The organism is Formivibrio citricus (assembly GCF_900115065.1).
GTDB lineage: Bacteria > Pseudomonadota > Gammaproteobacteria > Burkholderiales > Chitinibacteraceae > Formivibrio > Formivibrio citricus.
Genome location: NZ_FOVE01000003.1, coordinates 161,047 through 173,980 on the forward strand (window position 1 = coordinate 161,047; position 12,934 = coordinate 173,980).

The 12,934-nt window shown below is 59.9% G+C and carries 14 protein-coding genes; 5 read left to right on the top strand and 9 right to left on the bottom strand.

What is annotated here, in order from left to right; translation table 11 throughout:
• From BMZ36_RS03120 to BMZ36_RS03140, 5 genes are all read right to left on the bottom strand, one after another.
• Entirely contained in the window at positions 1–1,044 is a 1,044-nt protein-coding gene (locus BMZ36_RS03120; protein ID WP_091191400.1) for a permease, read from the bottom strand.
• A 21-nt stretch (positions 1,045–1,065) separates the two neighbouring features.
• Positions 1,066–1,398 (bottom strand): ArsR/SmtB family transcription factor, encoded by a 333-nt coding sequence (locus BMZ36_RS03125; protein WP_091191254.1) that lies wholly within the window; start codon positions 1,396–1,398, stop codon positions 1,066–1,068.
• A gap of 460 nt (positions 1,399–1,858) precedes the next feature.
• Positions 1,859–2,911 carry an ACR3 family arsenite efflux transporter gene (arsB, locus tag BMZ36_RS03130; RefSeq protein WP_091191256.1) on the bottom strand — a complete coding sequence of 351 codons (1,053 nt, stop codon included), beginning with the start codon at positions 2,909–2,911 and terminating at the stop codon, positions 1,859–1,861.
• A gap of 16 nt (positions 2,912–2,927) precedes the next feature.
• On the bottom strand, positions 2,928–3,422 hold the full coding sequence (locus BMZ36_RS03135; protein WP_091191402.1) for an arsenate reductase ArsC: 495 nt from the start codon (positions 3,420–3,422) through the stop codon (positions 2,928–2,930).
• A 68-nt stretch (positions 3,423–3,490) separates the two neighbouring features.
• Positions 3,491–3,823 carry an ArsR/SmtB family transcription factor gene (locus BMZ36_RS03140; RefSeq protein ID WP_091191259.1) on the bottom strand — a complete coding sequence of 111 codons (333 nt, stop codon included), beginning with the start codon at positions 3,821–3,823 and terminating at the stop codon, positions 3,491–3,493.
• 216 nt (positions 3,824–4,039) lie between these two features.
• Between BMZ36_RS03140 and BMZ36_RS03145 the strand changes: the two genes are divergently transcribed.
• On the top strand, positions 4,040–4,546 hold the full coding sequence (locus BMZ36_RS03145; protein ID WP_245747757.1) for a putative metalloprotease CJM1_0395 family protein: 507 nt from the start codon (positions 4,040–4,042) through the stop codon (positions 4,544–4,546).
• A gap of 353 nt (positions 4,547–4,899) precedes the next feature.
• On the opposite strand, the gene BMZ36_RS03150 is transcribed toward BMZ36_RS03145, so the two are convergent.
• The 3 genes from BMZ36_RS03150 to murI are packed head-to-tail and all read right to left on the bottom strand — an operon-like array spanning position 4,900 to position 6,760.
• Positions 4,900–5,601: an LrgB family protein gene (locus tag BMZ36_RS03150; protein WP_245747758.1), complete on the bottom strand. Its 702-nt coding sequence runs from the start codon at positions 5,599–5,601 to the stop codon at positions 4,900–4,902.
• Positions 5,601–5,951: a CidA/LrgA family protein gene (locus BMZ36_RS03155; RefSeq protein ID WP_091191265.1), complete on the bottom strand. Its 351-nt coding sequence runs from the start codon at positions 5,949–5,951 to the stop codon at positions 5,601–5,603. Before BMZ36_RS03155 ends, BMZ36_RS03150 begins: the two co-directional genes overlap by 1 nt.
• Positions 5,951–6,760, bottom strand: a complete 810-nt coding sequence (gene murI, locus BMZ36_RS03160; RefSeq protein ID WP_091191267.1) for a glutamate racemase — start codon at positions 6,758–6,760, stop codon at positions 5,951–5,953. The genes BMZ36_RS03155 and murI overlap by 1 nt, the downstream gene beginning before the upstream one ends.
• A 155-nt stretch (positions 6,761–6,915) precedes the next feature.
• On the opposite strand from murI, the gene BMZ36_RS03165 reads away from it, so the two are divergent.
• Both BMZ36_RS03165 and BMZ36_RS03170 read left to right on the top strand, forming a co-directional pair.
• Entirely contained in the window at positions 6,916–8,211 is a 1,296-nt protein-coding gene (locus tag BMZ36_RS03165) for an HD-GYP domain-containing protein (RefSeq protein WP_091191270.1), read from the top strand.
• Positions 8,208–10,112: a PAS domain-containing hybrid sensor histidine kinase/response regulator gene (locus BMZ36_RS03170; protein WP_091191272.1), complete on the top strand. Its 1,905-nt coding sequence runs from the start codon at positions 8,208–8,210 to the stop codon at positions 10,110–10,112. Before BMZ36_RS03165 ends, BMZ36_RS03170 begins: the two co-directional genes overlap by 4 nt.
• Here the strand turns inward: BMZ36_RS03170 and queG are convergent.
• Positions 10,107–11,165 (bottom strand): tRNA epoxyqueuosine(34) reductase QueG, encoded by a 1,059-nt coding sequence (queG, locus tag BMZ36_RS03175; RefSeq protein WP_091191275.1) that lies wholly within the window; start codon positions 11,163–11,165, stop codon positions 10,107–10,109. The genes BMZ36_RS03170 and queG overlap by 6 nt on opposite strands.
• Between queG and tsaE the strand changes: the two genes are divergently transcribed.
• Positions 11,166–11,648 (top strand): tRNA (adenosine(37)-N6)-threonylcarbamoyltransferase complex ATPase subunit type 1 TsaE, encoded by a 483-nt coding sequence (tsaE, locus tag BMZ36_RS03180; protein ID WP_218142618.1) that lies wholly within the window; start codon positions 11,166–11,168, stop codon positions 11,646–11,648.
• Entirely contained in the window at positions 11,612–12,925 is a 1,314-nt protein-coding gene (locus BMZ36_RS03185) for an N-acetylmuramoyl-L-alanine amidase (RefSeq protein WP_091191279.1), read from the top strand. The genes tsaE and BMZ36_RS03185 overlap by 37 nt, the downstream gene beginning before the upstream one ends.
• Positions 12,926–12,934 lie beyond the last annotated feature (9 nt).

Below are 12,934 nucleotides of genomic sequence, written 5' to 3' on the forward strand. Positions count from 1 at the left end.
TCAGAACAGCGCATTGAAAATATAGCCCACCATCAGGATGCCCACCGCCACGATGCCGGCAAACACGGCGATCAGGCGGATCGACAGCACCTTGCGCAGAATCACCATCTCCGGCAGCGAGAGCGCGATAACCGACATCATGAACGCCAGCACCGTACCCAGCGCCGCGCCTTTGCCCAGGAGGGCCTGCACCACCGGGATCATGCCGGCGGCATTGGAATACATCGGCACACCGATCAACACCGCGAGCGGCACCGACCACCAGGCATCCTTGCCCATGATCGCGGCCAGCGCGTTTTCCGGCACGTAGCCGTGAATCCCCGCCCCGATGGCGATCCCGCCGACCAGATACGGCCAGACCTTGCCGACGATCTCCTTCACATAAGCCACCCCGGCCATGAGGCGCGCATTCCAGTCCAGCTTGGCTTCGTCTTCGCCAGCATGGGCAGGAATCTGGTAGACCCAGGGCTCGACCCAGCCTTCGAGCTTCAGCAAACCGATCACGAAGCCGGCCACGATAGCCACGCTCAAGCCCAGCAACAGGTAAGCGCCCGCCACCTTCCAGCCGAACAGGCCGAACAGCAACGCCAGCGCCACTTCGTTGACCATCGGTGCGGAAATCAGGAACGAAAAGGTCACGCCCAGCGGTACGCCGGCCGTGAGAAAGCCGATGAACAAAGGCACTGCCGAGCAGGAGCAGAACGGTGTAACCACGCCGAGCGATGCTGCGCTGATATTGCCGAAGATCGTACGCTTGCCCGCCAGCAAGGCGCGGGTACGCTCGGGCGAGAAAAAGGTATGCAGCACGCCCATGCCGAACACCACCAGCGTCAGCAGCATCAAGACCTTGGGCGTGTCGTAGATAAAGAAACGCACCGCCTCGCCCAGACGGCTTCCGCGCTGCAGCGGCAGCACGGCAAACGCCAGCCAGTCGGCAAACGCTTCAAGCTGCGAATAGAGGCCTGCCCACAGCAGCAGCGCCAAACCGGCATAAATCAGCCGGCGGGTAGAGGTAGTGGGAAGGGGTTGAGCAACATCATTCATATATGCACTTTCCTGCATTCATTACACAACGGATTCCCGGCATGAAACACGCGCCAGATCGGCCTGCAACTGGGCGGCGGTTTCCGGCTCCAGCAGCAGATCGTCGAGCAACTTGCACGCCCAGCGCGGCAATTCAGGATGCAGGCGGTAGTGCATCCATGTTCCCTGCTTGCGCCAATCCAGCACACCCACAGCGCGAATTTGTGACAGATAACGCGACACCTTGGGTTGCGGCAATTCGAGCGCGGCCATCAACTGGCAGACGCACAGCTCGTCGCGCCGGCACAGGAGCGCCAGAATGCGCCGCCGGTTGGGATCGGAAAGAACAACAAAAAGGGAATCGAGGGAGATCATGAATATAAATATACACTTTTATGCATATATTTCAACCCGCAGCAGATGACAATTACAGATAGCTGCCGGCAACAAAAAAGCCCCGCCCAAAAAGCGTAATACCGTTCACTTAAGGATTTTTATGCGCCTGCGGCGCAGGGTTTACAGCCGGTTCCGCCCGGCATACGGGAAAGGGATTTGTCTCGCCAAATCCCCTTCACCCCTAGGCGAGCCCACTCCGGCGTCCCTGCGGGGTTCCCTGCGATGCTCGCAAGACGCGGCGGCTGCGCAACTCGGCCTGCGGCCTCAAACAGTGCTCGCCGAATTCCCGCACCTTGCTGTGCGTCTCGGCGCCGTCCAGGGCGGGGCGTGCTGCATGCAGCGCTGATCAAGAAAAATGCCGCTCACTTGGCTTAGTGAACGGCATTACGCCAAAAAAGCGAGGCTCTTTGTCCGGAACCCAAGTTCCACGAACTGCCAGTCATGCCACCGCGGGGATGAAATATTTTCTCCTGAACCAGAGTGCGACATGCACCAGGCCGATCATGACCGGCACTTCGACCAGCGGCCCGATCACGGCCGCAAAAGCCGCCCCAGAGTTGATGCCGTAGACCGCCACGGCCACTGCAATGGCCAGCTCAAAATTATTGCTGGCCGCTGTAAACGAGAGCGTGGTGCTTTTCTGGTAATTGGCCCCCAGCCGCTTGCTCATGAAAAATGAAACCACGAACATGACCACGAAGTAGATCAGCAGCGGAATGGCGATACGCACCACATCGAAGGGGATGCTGACGATCAGTTTGCCCTTCAGGCTGAACATGACCACGATGGTGAAAAGCAATGCAATCAGGGTAATGGGGCCGATCTTGGGCACGAAACGGCTGTGATACCACTCCTTCGAGACAAAGCGCAGCATGATCACCCGCGTCAGCACCCCGGCAATGCAGGGAATCCCGAGATAGATGAAAACGCTTTCGGCAATCTGCCCGATGGAAATGTTGACCAGCGCGCCGGACAAGCCAAAGAACGGCGGCAACACGGTGATGAACAGCCACGCATACACGCTGAAAAACAGCACCTGAAAAATGGAGTTGAAGGCCACCAGGCCGGCGGCATATTCGGTCGAGCCATCGGCGATCTCGTTCCAGACGATCACCATGGCGATGCAGCGCGCCAGGCCGATCATGATGAGGCCGACCATGTATTCAGGCTTGTCCTGCAGGAAAATCACCGCGAGCGCGAACATGAGCACAGGCCCGACCACCCAGTTCTGCACCAGCGACAGCCCCAGGATTTTTCGGTCGCGGAAGACGTCGGGCAATTCCTCGTAACGCACCTTGGCAAAGGGCGGGTACATCATCAGGATCAAGCCCGCCGCGATGGGGAGGTTGGTCGTTCCGACCTGGAAGCTATCGATGAAGTTCTCGATGCCCGGCACGAAAAAGCCCAGCCCGACGCCCAGCGCCATGGCGGCAAAAATCCAGAGGGTCAGATGCCGGTCCAGAAAAGAAAGTTTATTGATTACACCACTCATTGATTCACTCTCCGGGTTAAGCCAGCGGCTTTTGGGCTATATCCTGCAAGCTAGCCTTGAGCGACAGACCTTCCAGTTTCTCGTCCGGCAGGCTCACCAGCCCCTCAATGCGCTGCTTGATCTGGTTGAATACCTTGAAAAACGCCATGCGCTTTTCTTCATCGGTTTCGCCGACCGGATCGTCATAGCTCCAGTGCGCAGTCGCGGGGTGCCCGGGCCAGATCGGGCAGACTTCCTTGGCGGCATTGCCGCAGACCGTAATCACCACGTCCATGACCGGCGCGCCCGGCTCTTCGAACACGTTCCACGATTTCGAATACATGCCGCTCGTGTCGTAACCGGCTTTCTCCAGCAATTCCAGCGCCAGCGGGTTAGGCCTGGCCGCCGGCTTGCTGCCTGCGCTGTAGGCCTTGAAACGCCCCTGCCCCAGCAGGTTCAGCAGCCCTTCGGACATGATGCTGCGCCCGGAGTTGCCGGTACAAAGAAAAAGCACATTGAAGGTTTTGCTCATGATGTTCTCCATGTGGGATGCAAGACAGGAACACTCTGCCCCGCACTTGTGTCATGCGTGTGAAACAGTCAGCAACCGCCTTCCTTGCACTCAGAGCTGGCAGGCAAACCACATTCCCGGCCACCGCAACAGTCGTGTGCCAAGAAAGCCAGCAACTCGCCCATCGCTTCGAAGCGCGCCGAGTAGAAGATGAAGCGCCCTTCCTGCCGGGCCTTGATCAGGCCAGCATGCGCCAGTTCCTTGAGGTGGAAGGACAGCGTGGCCGGCGGAATCGCCAGCGCCTCGCCAATCTTGCAGGCGTTCAAACCCTGTGGCCCCAGCACCACCAGATGGCGAAATATGGCCAAACGTGTTTCCTGCGCCAGCGCGGCAAGCAATGTGACAGCGGTTTTTGTTTCCATATTTCCAGAATAATGGAAATATTGTTTGTGATGCAAGCTGCGCGTGCAAATTACCGGCCACCTCCGGCCATCGCCGTTCGGCGTATGTTTTTGATCCGTATGGATTTAGTTGTTTAAAATGAAAATGTGTGCGGAGGATGTTCCAGCATGGACGGCATCTCTTCATCCCCTTCTTTTGGCCCCACTCAAACGGCGCAAAGTTTTGGCCAAGAGAAAGTGCGCACGCAAAAAAACGCCCCTGACTCTGAGACAACAGCCTCCGTCGAAGACACCTCAAGCGTCGCCGCCCGCAAACCCAACGGCGAAGCACTCAACTCCGAAGAACTGGCCGCCATCCGCGAACTGAAAAACCGCGACAAAACCGTGCGCCAGCATGAAGCCGCGCATCTGGCTGCCGCCGGCGGGCTGGCGATGAGCGCGGCCAGCTATTCAATGCAGACAGGCCCGGACGGCAAGCGTTATGCGATTGGCGGCGAGGTACAGATCGACATCACTCCCGGCCAGACACCGGAAGAGACCGTGCGCAAGGCACGCATCATCCAGGCCGCCGCATTGGCTCCTGCCGAGCCTTCTGCGCAGGATCGCAGCATAGCAGCACGCGCTAAAGCCATGGAGATGCAGGCAGAAGCCGAAATCGCGCAGCGCAGCATGCAGGAACAACGCGTGGCAAGCCGCTACCGCGTCGATTCGCTGCCGCAAAAAACGCTAGAAATTGAGGCTTGAAGCAGCCCCCCCTCGGAATCCGTAATGCCGTTCACTTAATGAAAAGTGAGCGGCATTTTTCTTGATCAGCGCTGCATGCAGCACGCCCCGCCCTGGACGGCGCCGAGAAGCACAGCAAGGCGCGGGAATTCGGCGAGCACTGTTTGAGGCCTCAGGCCGAGTTGCGCAGCCGCCGCGTCTTGCGAGCATCGCAGGGAACCCCGCAGGGGCGCCGGAGTGGGCTCGCCTAGGGGTGAAGGGGATTTGGCGAGACAAATCCCTTTCCCGTCTGCCGGGCGGAACCGGCTGTAAACCCTGCGCCGCAGGCGCATAAAAATCCTTAAGTGAATGGCATTACCCCGGAATCCGGGCTTTCAGAACCGGCACCAAAGCGCCAACCCCAGCGGCAACGCCACCGAAGTAAAAACGGCATTCATACCCATCGCCAGACCGGAAAAGGCACCAGCTTCGGCGGATATCTGGAACGCGTAGGCCGTGCCGGCGCCATGCGAGGAGAGGCCCAGCGCAAAACCTGTCACGGCATCGTCCTTGATCTTGAACGGCTCAAGAACATACCGAACCATCATGGCCCCCAGCACGCCCGTCACCACAACGGCGACCGCCGCCACCGAGGCATTGCCGCCCAGCTTTTCAGCCAGCGCCATGGCAATCGGCGTTGTGACGGATTTCGGGGCAAAACTCAACAGCACCGCAGGAGAAAGACCAAACAGCTTGCCAATCAGCAGGGCCGAAACGATGCCGGTCAAACCGCCCACCGACAACGCGATCAAAAGCGGCCAGAGCATCTGCCGCACCCGCGCCAGATTGGAATAAAGCGGGATGGCGAGCGCCACGGTAGCCGGCCCAAGGAGGAAGTGGATGAAACGCGCCCCTTCAAAATACTGGGAGTAGGAAATCCCCCACCATTTCAGCAAGGGAATCAACAAGGCCGCCGAGACAAAGACGGGATGCACCAAGGGCATGCAACCCAGCCTGCGAAATACCCAGTCGCCGACCAGGTAGGCAGCGATTGTCAGGGTCAACCAAAGTACGGGATGGGAAACCAGTGCCTGCATCAGCTTTCTGCCTTTCTGCGCGCCAGCAGCCATTTGAGCGTGACCGCCGTCACCGCCATGGTCACAGCGGTGGACAACACCAGTACAGCCAGCATGCCCAAGCCTTCTTCGGCAAACAGGCGTCCGTGTTCCATCAGCCCGACACCAGCCGGAACGAACAGCAGCGCCAGATGCGAAAGCAGCACACCGCCAACCTCGGCAGTTGGCTTGCCCACGCCGCGGCGGCCCAAGGCAACCGCCAGCAGAATCAGCATTCCGGCCACGCTACCCGGCAGGGACAGGGCCAGCAGGTTGACCAGCACTTCGCCTGCCAGCCAGCAGGCCATCAAGACAATGAATCCTTGCAGCATCAGAGCGACACTCGTTCCAGATGGTTGAGACTGCGCCCGAGGAACCGCTCGCCAACCGCCTGGAAGCGTACCGGCAAATCGGTCACGTAATAGCGATAATCCGGAACGGAATGCGCCGGATTGGAAAGTCCCTGTTTTTTCAAAAGTTCTGCCGTCTGATCTGCAATCGACAACGCCGAATCCACGAGCTGCATGCGGTTACCGACCACATCGAGCAACAGCGGTTTGATCAGGGGATAGTGGGTACAGCCCAGCACCAGCGTATCGATGCTCTCCACGAACACCGGTTTGAGATATTCCTGCGCGGTCAGGCGCGTCACCGGATGATCCAGCCACCCCTCTTCCACCAACGGAACGAACAGGGGGCATGCCTGGGAATACACGCGAAACGACGGGTCAAGCTGATGGATGGCGCGGGCATACGCATTGGAATTGATGGTGGCCGGCGTGCCGATCACGCCGATTCCGCCCGACCGTGTAACCGAGGTAGCATGCTTCGCCCCGGCCTCAATCACGTCCAGCACCGGCACGGGCGAGGCCGCGCGCACCTTGTCCGCCGCGACGGCCGCCATGGTATTGCAAGCAATGATGAGCATCTTTACCTGCTGCTTGAGCAGAAAATCGGCAATTTGTTGGGTAAAGTGCTCAATGGTGGCAACCGATTTAACGCCGTAAGGAACGCGTGCCGTATCGCCGAAATAAATGATATTCTCGAAAGGCAGGCGGTCCATCAAGGCACGGACGACTGTCAAACCGCCAACGCCGGAATCAAAAACACCAATCGGATGTGAAGGTTGCGATGCTTGCATGAGGGCTCCGGAAGAAGTGGCTATTCTATCCAGCCCGGCTCGCCCCTGCGAGCGTAACTGTTACCACGATCCGTCTGGCATACTGCACGGCATTTTTCTTTTGGAAGTTTGTTTTCGCATACTACGATCAGAAAGCGGAAACCCGAGATTCGTTCATGCCCAACCAAGACGAAAACAGCCATTACATCACCCCGGAGCAACTATGCATCGGGTTATACGTCCACCTGGATCTTTCCTGGATGGATCACCCCTTCACGTTCAGCAGTTTCAAGATCAAGAACCAGGAACAGATCGAAACCATCCGCCGGCTCGGACTGGAAAAAATCCGCTATTCCCCGGCGCGGAGCGACAGCGCCCCCCAGCCTCGCCACAGCCAGTTACAAGTCGGCAATATCCAGTCAGAGCCAGAACCCGAACCTGAACCCGAAGTCAGTGCGCAAGACATGGCGCACCTCGAAGCCAAGCGCCAACGCATTGCGCGGCTCAATGCCCGACGCGCAGCCATTGACTCCTGCGAAAAAGACTTCCTTTCCGCCGCGCAGGTTGCCAAGGGATTGGACCGCGCCATCTTTTCGCGCCCAAGGGAGGCCGCAGAAGCCGGCGCGCGCATGGTGGAACGCATGGTCGATTCACTGATGACCGACAAGGACATCGCCATCCACCTGATGAACGACCGTGCCGGCGGCGAAGAAGTTTATTACCACTCGCTCAACGTGGCCGTGCTGGCACTGATGCTGGCCAAGGAACTGGGACTTTCCGCCGAAGAGATACGCATGCTGGGCACAGCGGCGCTGTTCCACGACGTGGGCAAAGCGGAGATTCCCGACCGCATTCTGCTCAAGACCGAGGCGCTCAACCGCGCCGAGCAAACACTTTACGAACAGCATTGCCAATGGAGTGTCGATGCCGCCCGCAAGGCGGGCCTGTCCGCCGACATCCAGGCCATCATCGGGCAGCACCACGAGTTTTGCGACGGCAGCGGTTACCCAAGCAAACTGAAGCTGCAAGCCATCCATCCGCTCGCGCGCATCCTCGCATTGGTCAACCATTTCGATACGCTTTGCAACCGCGCCATTCCGGCAGATTCACACACGCCGCACGAGGCGCTGGCGCTGATTTTTGCCCAGCAGCGCAGCAAATTCGATCCGTTGCCCCTGAACACGTTCATCCGCTGCATGGGTGTTTACCCTCCCGGTTCGATCGTCATGCTCTCAAACGAAACCTACGGGATCGTAGTCTCGGTCAACTCCAGCCGCCCGCTCAAACCCCAGGTGCTTGTGCACGTGCCCGGCGGTCGCCCCGAGGATGCACCGATCATCGACCTGGAAGAAGAAACCGACCTCAACATCAGCAAATCGCTGAAGGCCGCGCAATTGCCGCGAGAAGCGATGGAATCGCTCAGCCCGCGCAAGCGCCTGACTTACTTTTTCGCCCCCAAGGATAACGATTGAACCCGCTCGCCGAACTCCTGCTCAACGCCTGCGCCGAAACCGTCATAGCGGTCGACGCAGAAACGCTGACCATCGTTTCCGCCAACAAACAAGTTGAAAACATGCTCGGTTATGCCGTCAACGATTTGATCGGGCGGCCAATCGCCGATATCGAAGTCGGCTTGCAGGACATGTTTTTCTGGGAAGAGGTCAAAAACGGAACCCGCCAGGAGCGCCACGCGGTCGAAGGCGAATACCGGCACCGCTCCGGCAACCTGATTGCCGTACAGAAAACCGTTCGATTGGTGGACATGCAGGGCAAACAGGTCTTCGTGCTCTCAGTGCATGACATCACCGCAACGAAGCAAATGGAAGACGAGACTGCCCGCACCGCCTCGCTACTGGCCGCCACACTGGAATCCACGATGGACGGCATTCTGGTCACCGGGCTATCGGGAGGCGTACGTCATTTCAACCACCGTTTCGCCGAAATGTGGCGGCTGCCCATGGCGCTGTTCGGGGAAGAGGACGAACCGCGCGTCCTCAAGCACCTGCTGCACCAGCTTGCCGATCCGACCCATTTTCGCGAGTGGTTCGAGAACATGCTCTCCCGCCCGCAGGCCGAAGGCAGCATCGAATGCCGCCTGCTCGACGGCCGGGTATACAGCCTCTCGTCAAAGCCGCAACGCCTGCGCGAACGCCCCATCGGCCGCGTTTTCAGCTTCCACGACATTACCTCGCTCAAGGCCACCGAAGCCCAGCTCATCGCTGCGCGCGACGCAGCCCAGGCAGCGAGCCGGGCCAAGTCCGAGTTCCTTTCGCACATGAGCCACGAACTGCGCACGCCGCTCAATGCCATCCTGGGATTCGGCAAGGTGCTGGAAGACGAGCTTGAAGGCCCGCCCCACACCATCGCCGAACATATAGGCAAAGCCGGCAAGCATTTGCTCGACCTGATCAACGAGGTTCTCGATCTCGCCAGCATCGAAGCCGGAAAAATGCGCATCCAGCCCACGGCGGTCGACCTGGCCAGTCTGATCGAAGACTGCGCCTCTCTCGTCGAACCACTCGCTCGCAGCCGGCAAATTTCGCTGCACGTCACTCCGCTGGAGCACAATCGCTTCCTGGTGCGCGCCGATGCGCGCCGCCTCAAGCAGATGGCACTCAACCTGCTCTCCAACGCGATCAAGTACAACCGCGACAACGGCCGTGTCGACATCACCGTAACGGCGCAAGGAGACAACAACTGGCGACTCAACGTCATTGACACCGGCATCGGCATCGACGAAAGCGATCTCTCGCGTCTTTTCCTGCCGTTCAACCGCTTCGGCGAACGGCAACTGGAAGCGGAAGGCGCGGGAATCGGGCTCGCCTTCACCCGCAAGCTGGCACGGCTGATGGATGGCAATGTCGGCGTGGAAAGCCAAGTCGGGATCGGAAGCCGTTTCTGGATCGACCTGCCCTGCGCGCAGTTTGAACACGCCGCCGAGCCTGTCATGCAGAAAACGCCTCTCCTTGCAGGCGCGGTTTCGCCAGGCAAATCGGCCACCCTGCTCTACATCGAAGACGACCCGCTGTCGCAGAAACTGCTATCCACAGTGCTTTCGCGCAAACGGCCGTTCTACCGCATCCTGACCGCCGACAGCGGCAATGATGGCGTTGCGCTGGCGCGGGAAACCAGGCCGGATGTGATCCTGCTCGACCAGCAACTTCCGGACGGGATGGGGGCCGACTTCTTCCAGGCATTGAAAAACCAGCCTGAAACACAAAACACGCCCGTCATCGCCCTGTCCGGCAACGCGCAGCCGGAAGAAGTCCGTACGGTGCTGGAAAGCGGTTATGTCGCCTACCTGGTCAAGCCGCTGCAAATCGATACGGCACTGACAGCGATCGACAACGCGATTCCGGAAAAAAAGTCATAGTTCGTGCTGCGCCAGCGCCCAGCGTACATGCGCCCGCACCATGAGGTCGGGCGCATCGCGCCGAGCTTGCAGCGCCGCCAGCACGGCGGGGGTCATCGGCGCATTGCCCAAGCCCACAGCAATATTGCGCAGCCAGCGCGGATAACCGATGCGGTAAATGGCGCTGCCCGCCATACGGGATTTGAAGTCTTCCTCCGACCAGCCGAACAACTCGACCAGCTTCACGTCATCCAACCCGTGGCGCACGGCGAAATCCGGCTCGTCCGTCGTCACCGCAAAACGGTTCCACGGGCAAGCCAACTGGCAATCGTCGCAACCGTAAACCCGGTTGCCGATCAGCGGGCGGAACTCGTCGGGAATGGCCCCGGCCAACTCGATGGTCAGGTAGGAGATGCAGCGGCGCGCATCCACGCGGTATGGCGCCACGATGGCGCTGGTCGGACACGCATCCATGCAGCGCGAGCAACTGCCGCAGTGCTCTTGCGGCAAGGGCGGATCGGCCGGCAGCGGCAGGTCCGTAAACAACTCGCCGAGAAAGAAAAACGAACCGTGGTCGCGGTTCAGCAGCAGCGTATGCTTGCCCCGCCAGCCCTGCCCCGCCTGCCGGGCAACCTCGACTTCCAGCACCGGCGCGGAATCGACGAATACGCGGTAACCGAACGGCCCGATGCGCGCCGCCAGCCTGTCGGCCAGCGTCTGCAGGCGGTTGCGCAATACCTTGTGGTAATCGCGACCCAGCGCATAGCGCGATATGTAAGCCCGCTCGCCGTCGGCCAGAATGGCCTTGGCATCAGCGGCGTCCTTCACGCGGTAAGGCATGAATACGGAAATCAATGAACGCGTCTCTGGAACAAGTTCCGTCGGCCGGGCGCGCTTGAGGCCGTGCCTTGCCATATAATCCATCTCGCCGTGAAAACCAGCGGCAAGCCAGTCTTGCAGACTGGCTTCGGCATGACCCAAATCCACGCCGCCGATTGCAGCGCGGGCAAAGCCCAGCTCCCTGGCCCAAGTTTTGATTTGCAGGGCAAGTTGATCGAGTTCTTCTGAATGCATATGCAAGATAATACCGCCTTCACCTGTTTCCTGCCGGAAGAAGCCTCCACCCTCAAACTGGGTGCAGCACTCGCGCGCGTCCTGCTGCCCGGCATGACGCTTTTCCTCGAAGGCGACCTGGGCGCGGGCAAAACCACGCTCACGCGCGGCATCCTGCGCGGCCTGGGTTTTGCGGGGCGAGTGAAAAGCCCCACCTACACGCTGGTTGAATCTTATGCGCTTTCGAGCTTATACTTTTATCACTTTGATTTGTATAGATTTAGCGATCCGCTAGAATGGGAAGATGCGGGACTGCGCGAATACTTCAACGCGCAATCGCTTTGCCTGATCGAATGGGCGGACAAGGCGGAGGGCTTGCTCCCGCCGCCAGACTGGATCATCCGGCTTGCTCCGGAAGGTGAAGGCCGCCGGATCCGTATCGAACCTCGGAGCGAACAGGGCACATCATGCCTGGAAAAACTGAACAAACAGCCACCGATCTGAGCCGCCGCCATTTTCTGGATGGTGCGGCTGCCGCGCTGTTCCTGGCAGTGACGCCGCGTGCACTGGCGGCCCCTGCTGCAAGCGTGGTTGCCGTTCGCCTCTGGCCATCGCACGCCTACACCCGCATCACCATCGAATCCACCGCGCCGCTCACTTTCAGCCATTTCTCGCTCAAGGATCCGGAGCGGCTGGTCGTCGACATGGAAGGCGTCGACCTCAACAACACGCTGCAAAGCCTTGCCACCAAGGCCGGCGTCGACGACCCCTACATCCAGAAAATGCGCGCGGCGCGCAACAAACCGGGCGTGGTGCGCCTGGTCGTCGACCTGAAGTCGGCGGTCACCCCCCAAGTCTTCACGCTGACGCCGGTCGGCGAATACCGGCACCGCCTGGTGGTCGACCTTTATCCTGCCGGACAGGCGGATTCCCTGCTCGCTTTCCTGGGTGAGAAAGAATCGGCTGTCAAGGCATTCGAACCGCCCCCCGAACCGGGCAAGGTCGCGTCCAAACCTGAAACAGCACCGGCAGCCGACAAGGCGGAACCGGCGAAACTCAAGGTAGACCGTCTGACCACCATCGTGCTCGACCCCGGCCATGGCGGCGAAGACCCCGGTGCGGTCGGCGCCTCGGGCAGCTACGAAAAAAATGTGGTGCTGGCGATTGCCCGCAAGCTCAAGGCGCAGCTTGAGGAAATGCCTAACGTGCGCGTCATCCTCACCCGCGACGGCGATTATTTCGTCCCGCTGCACATGCGCGTGCGCAAGGCGCGCGCGGTCCGTGCCGACCTGTTCGTCTCGATCCACGCCGATGCCTTCATCCGCCCGGATGCGCGCGGCTCGTCGGTCTTCGTGCTTTCCGAAAAGGGCGCCTCGTCCACAGCGGCAAAATGGCTTGCGGACAACCAGAACAAGGCCGACTTGATCGGCGGCGTGAAATTCAACACCAAGGACAAATATCTGGCCCACACGCTGATGGACCTCACGCAGACCGCCACCATCAACGACAGCCTCAAACTCGGCAAGGTCATGCTCTCCGAACTGGGCGGCGTCAACCGCCTGCACAAGAACGGTGTCGAACAGGCCGGCTTCGCCGTGCTCAAGGCACCGGACATCCCGTCGATCCTGATCGAAACCGCGTTCATCTCCAACCCGCAGGAAGAAAAGAAACTGCTCGACCCCGCCTACCAGCAGAAGATGGCACAGGCGCTGACCCGCGGCATCCACAAGTATCTGGCCAAGGCACCGGTTTCCAACAACGCCCGCATGGCGATGAGATGAACCGGGATT

Excerpts from the sequence above, each read along its gene's own strand:
- BMZ36_RS03165 (WP_091191270.1), top strand. The coding sequence starts at position 6,916 with ATGCCCAACCAAGACGAAAACAGCCATTACATCACCCCGGAGCAACTA.
- BMZ36_RS03185 (WP_091191279.1), top strand. The coding sequence starts at position 11,612 with ATGCCTGGAAAAACTGAACAAACAGCCACCGATCTGAGCCGCCGCCAT.
- BMZ36_RS03155 (WP_091191265.1), bottom strand. The coding sequence starts at position 5,951 with ATGCTGCAAGGATTCATTGTCTTGATGGCCTGCTGGCTGGCAGGCGAA.
- BMZ36_RS03140 (WP_091191259.1), bottom strand. The coding sequence starts at position 3,823 with ATGGAAACAAAAACCGCTGTCACATTGCTTGCCGCGCTGGCGCAGGAA.
- BMZ36_RS03125 (WP_091191254.1), bottom strand. The coding sequence starts at position 1,398 with ATGATCTCCCTCGATTCCCTTTTTGTTGTTCTTTCCGATCCCAACCGG.
- queG (WP_091191275.1), bottom strand. The coding sequence starts at position 11,165 with ATGCATTCAGAAGAACTCGATCAACTTGCCCTGCAAATCAAAACTTGG.
- tsaE (WP_218142618.1), top strand. The coding sequence starts at position 11,166 with ATGCAAGATAATACCGCCTTCACCTGTTTCCTGCCGGAAGAAGCCTCC.
- BMZ36_RS03150 (WP_245747758.1), bottom strand. The coding sequence starts at position 5,601 with ATGCAGGCACTGGTTTCCCATCCCGTACTTTGGTTGACCCTGACAATC.
- BMZ36_RS03135 (WP_091191402.1), bottom strand. The coding sequence starts at position 3,422 with ATGAGCAAAACCTTCAATGTGCTTTTTCTTTGTACCGGCAACTCCGGG.
- murI (WP_091191267.1), bottom strand. The coding sequence starts at position 6,760 with ATGCAAGCATCGCAACCTTCACATCCGATTGGTGTTTTTGATTCCGGC.
- arsB (WP_091191256.1), bottom strand. The coding sequence starts at position 2,911 with ATGAGTGGTGTAATCAATAAACTTTCTTTTCTGGACCGGCATCTGACC.
- BMZ36_RS03120 (WP_091191400.1), bottom strand. The coding sequence starts at position 1,044 with ATGAATGATGTTGCTCAACCCCTTCCCACTACCTCTACCCGCCGGCTG.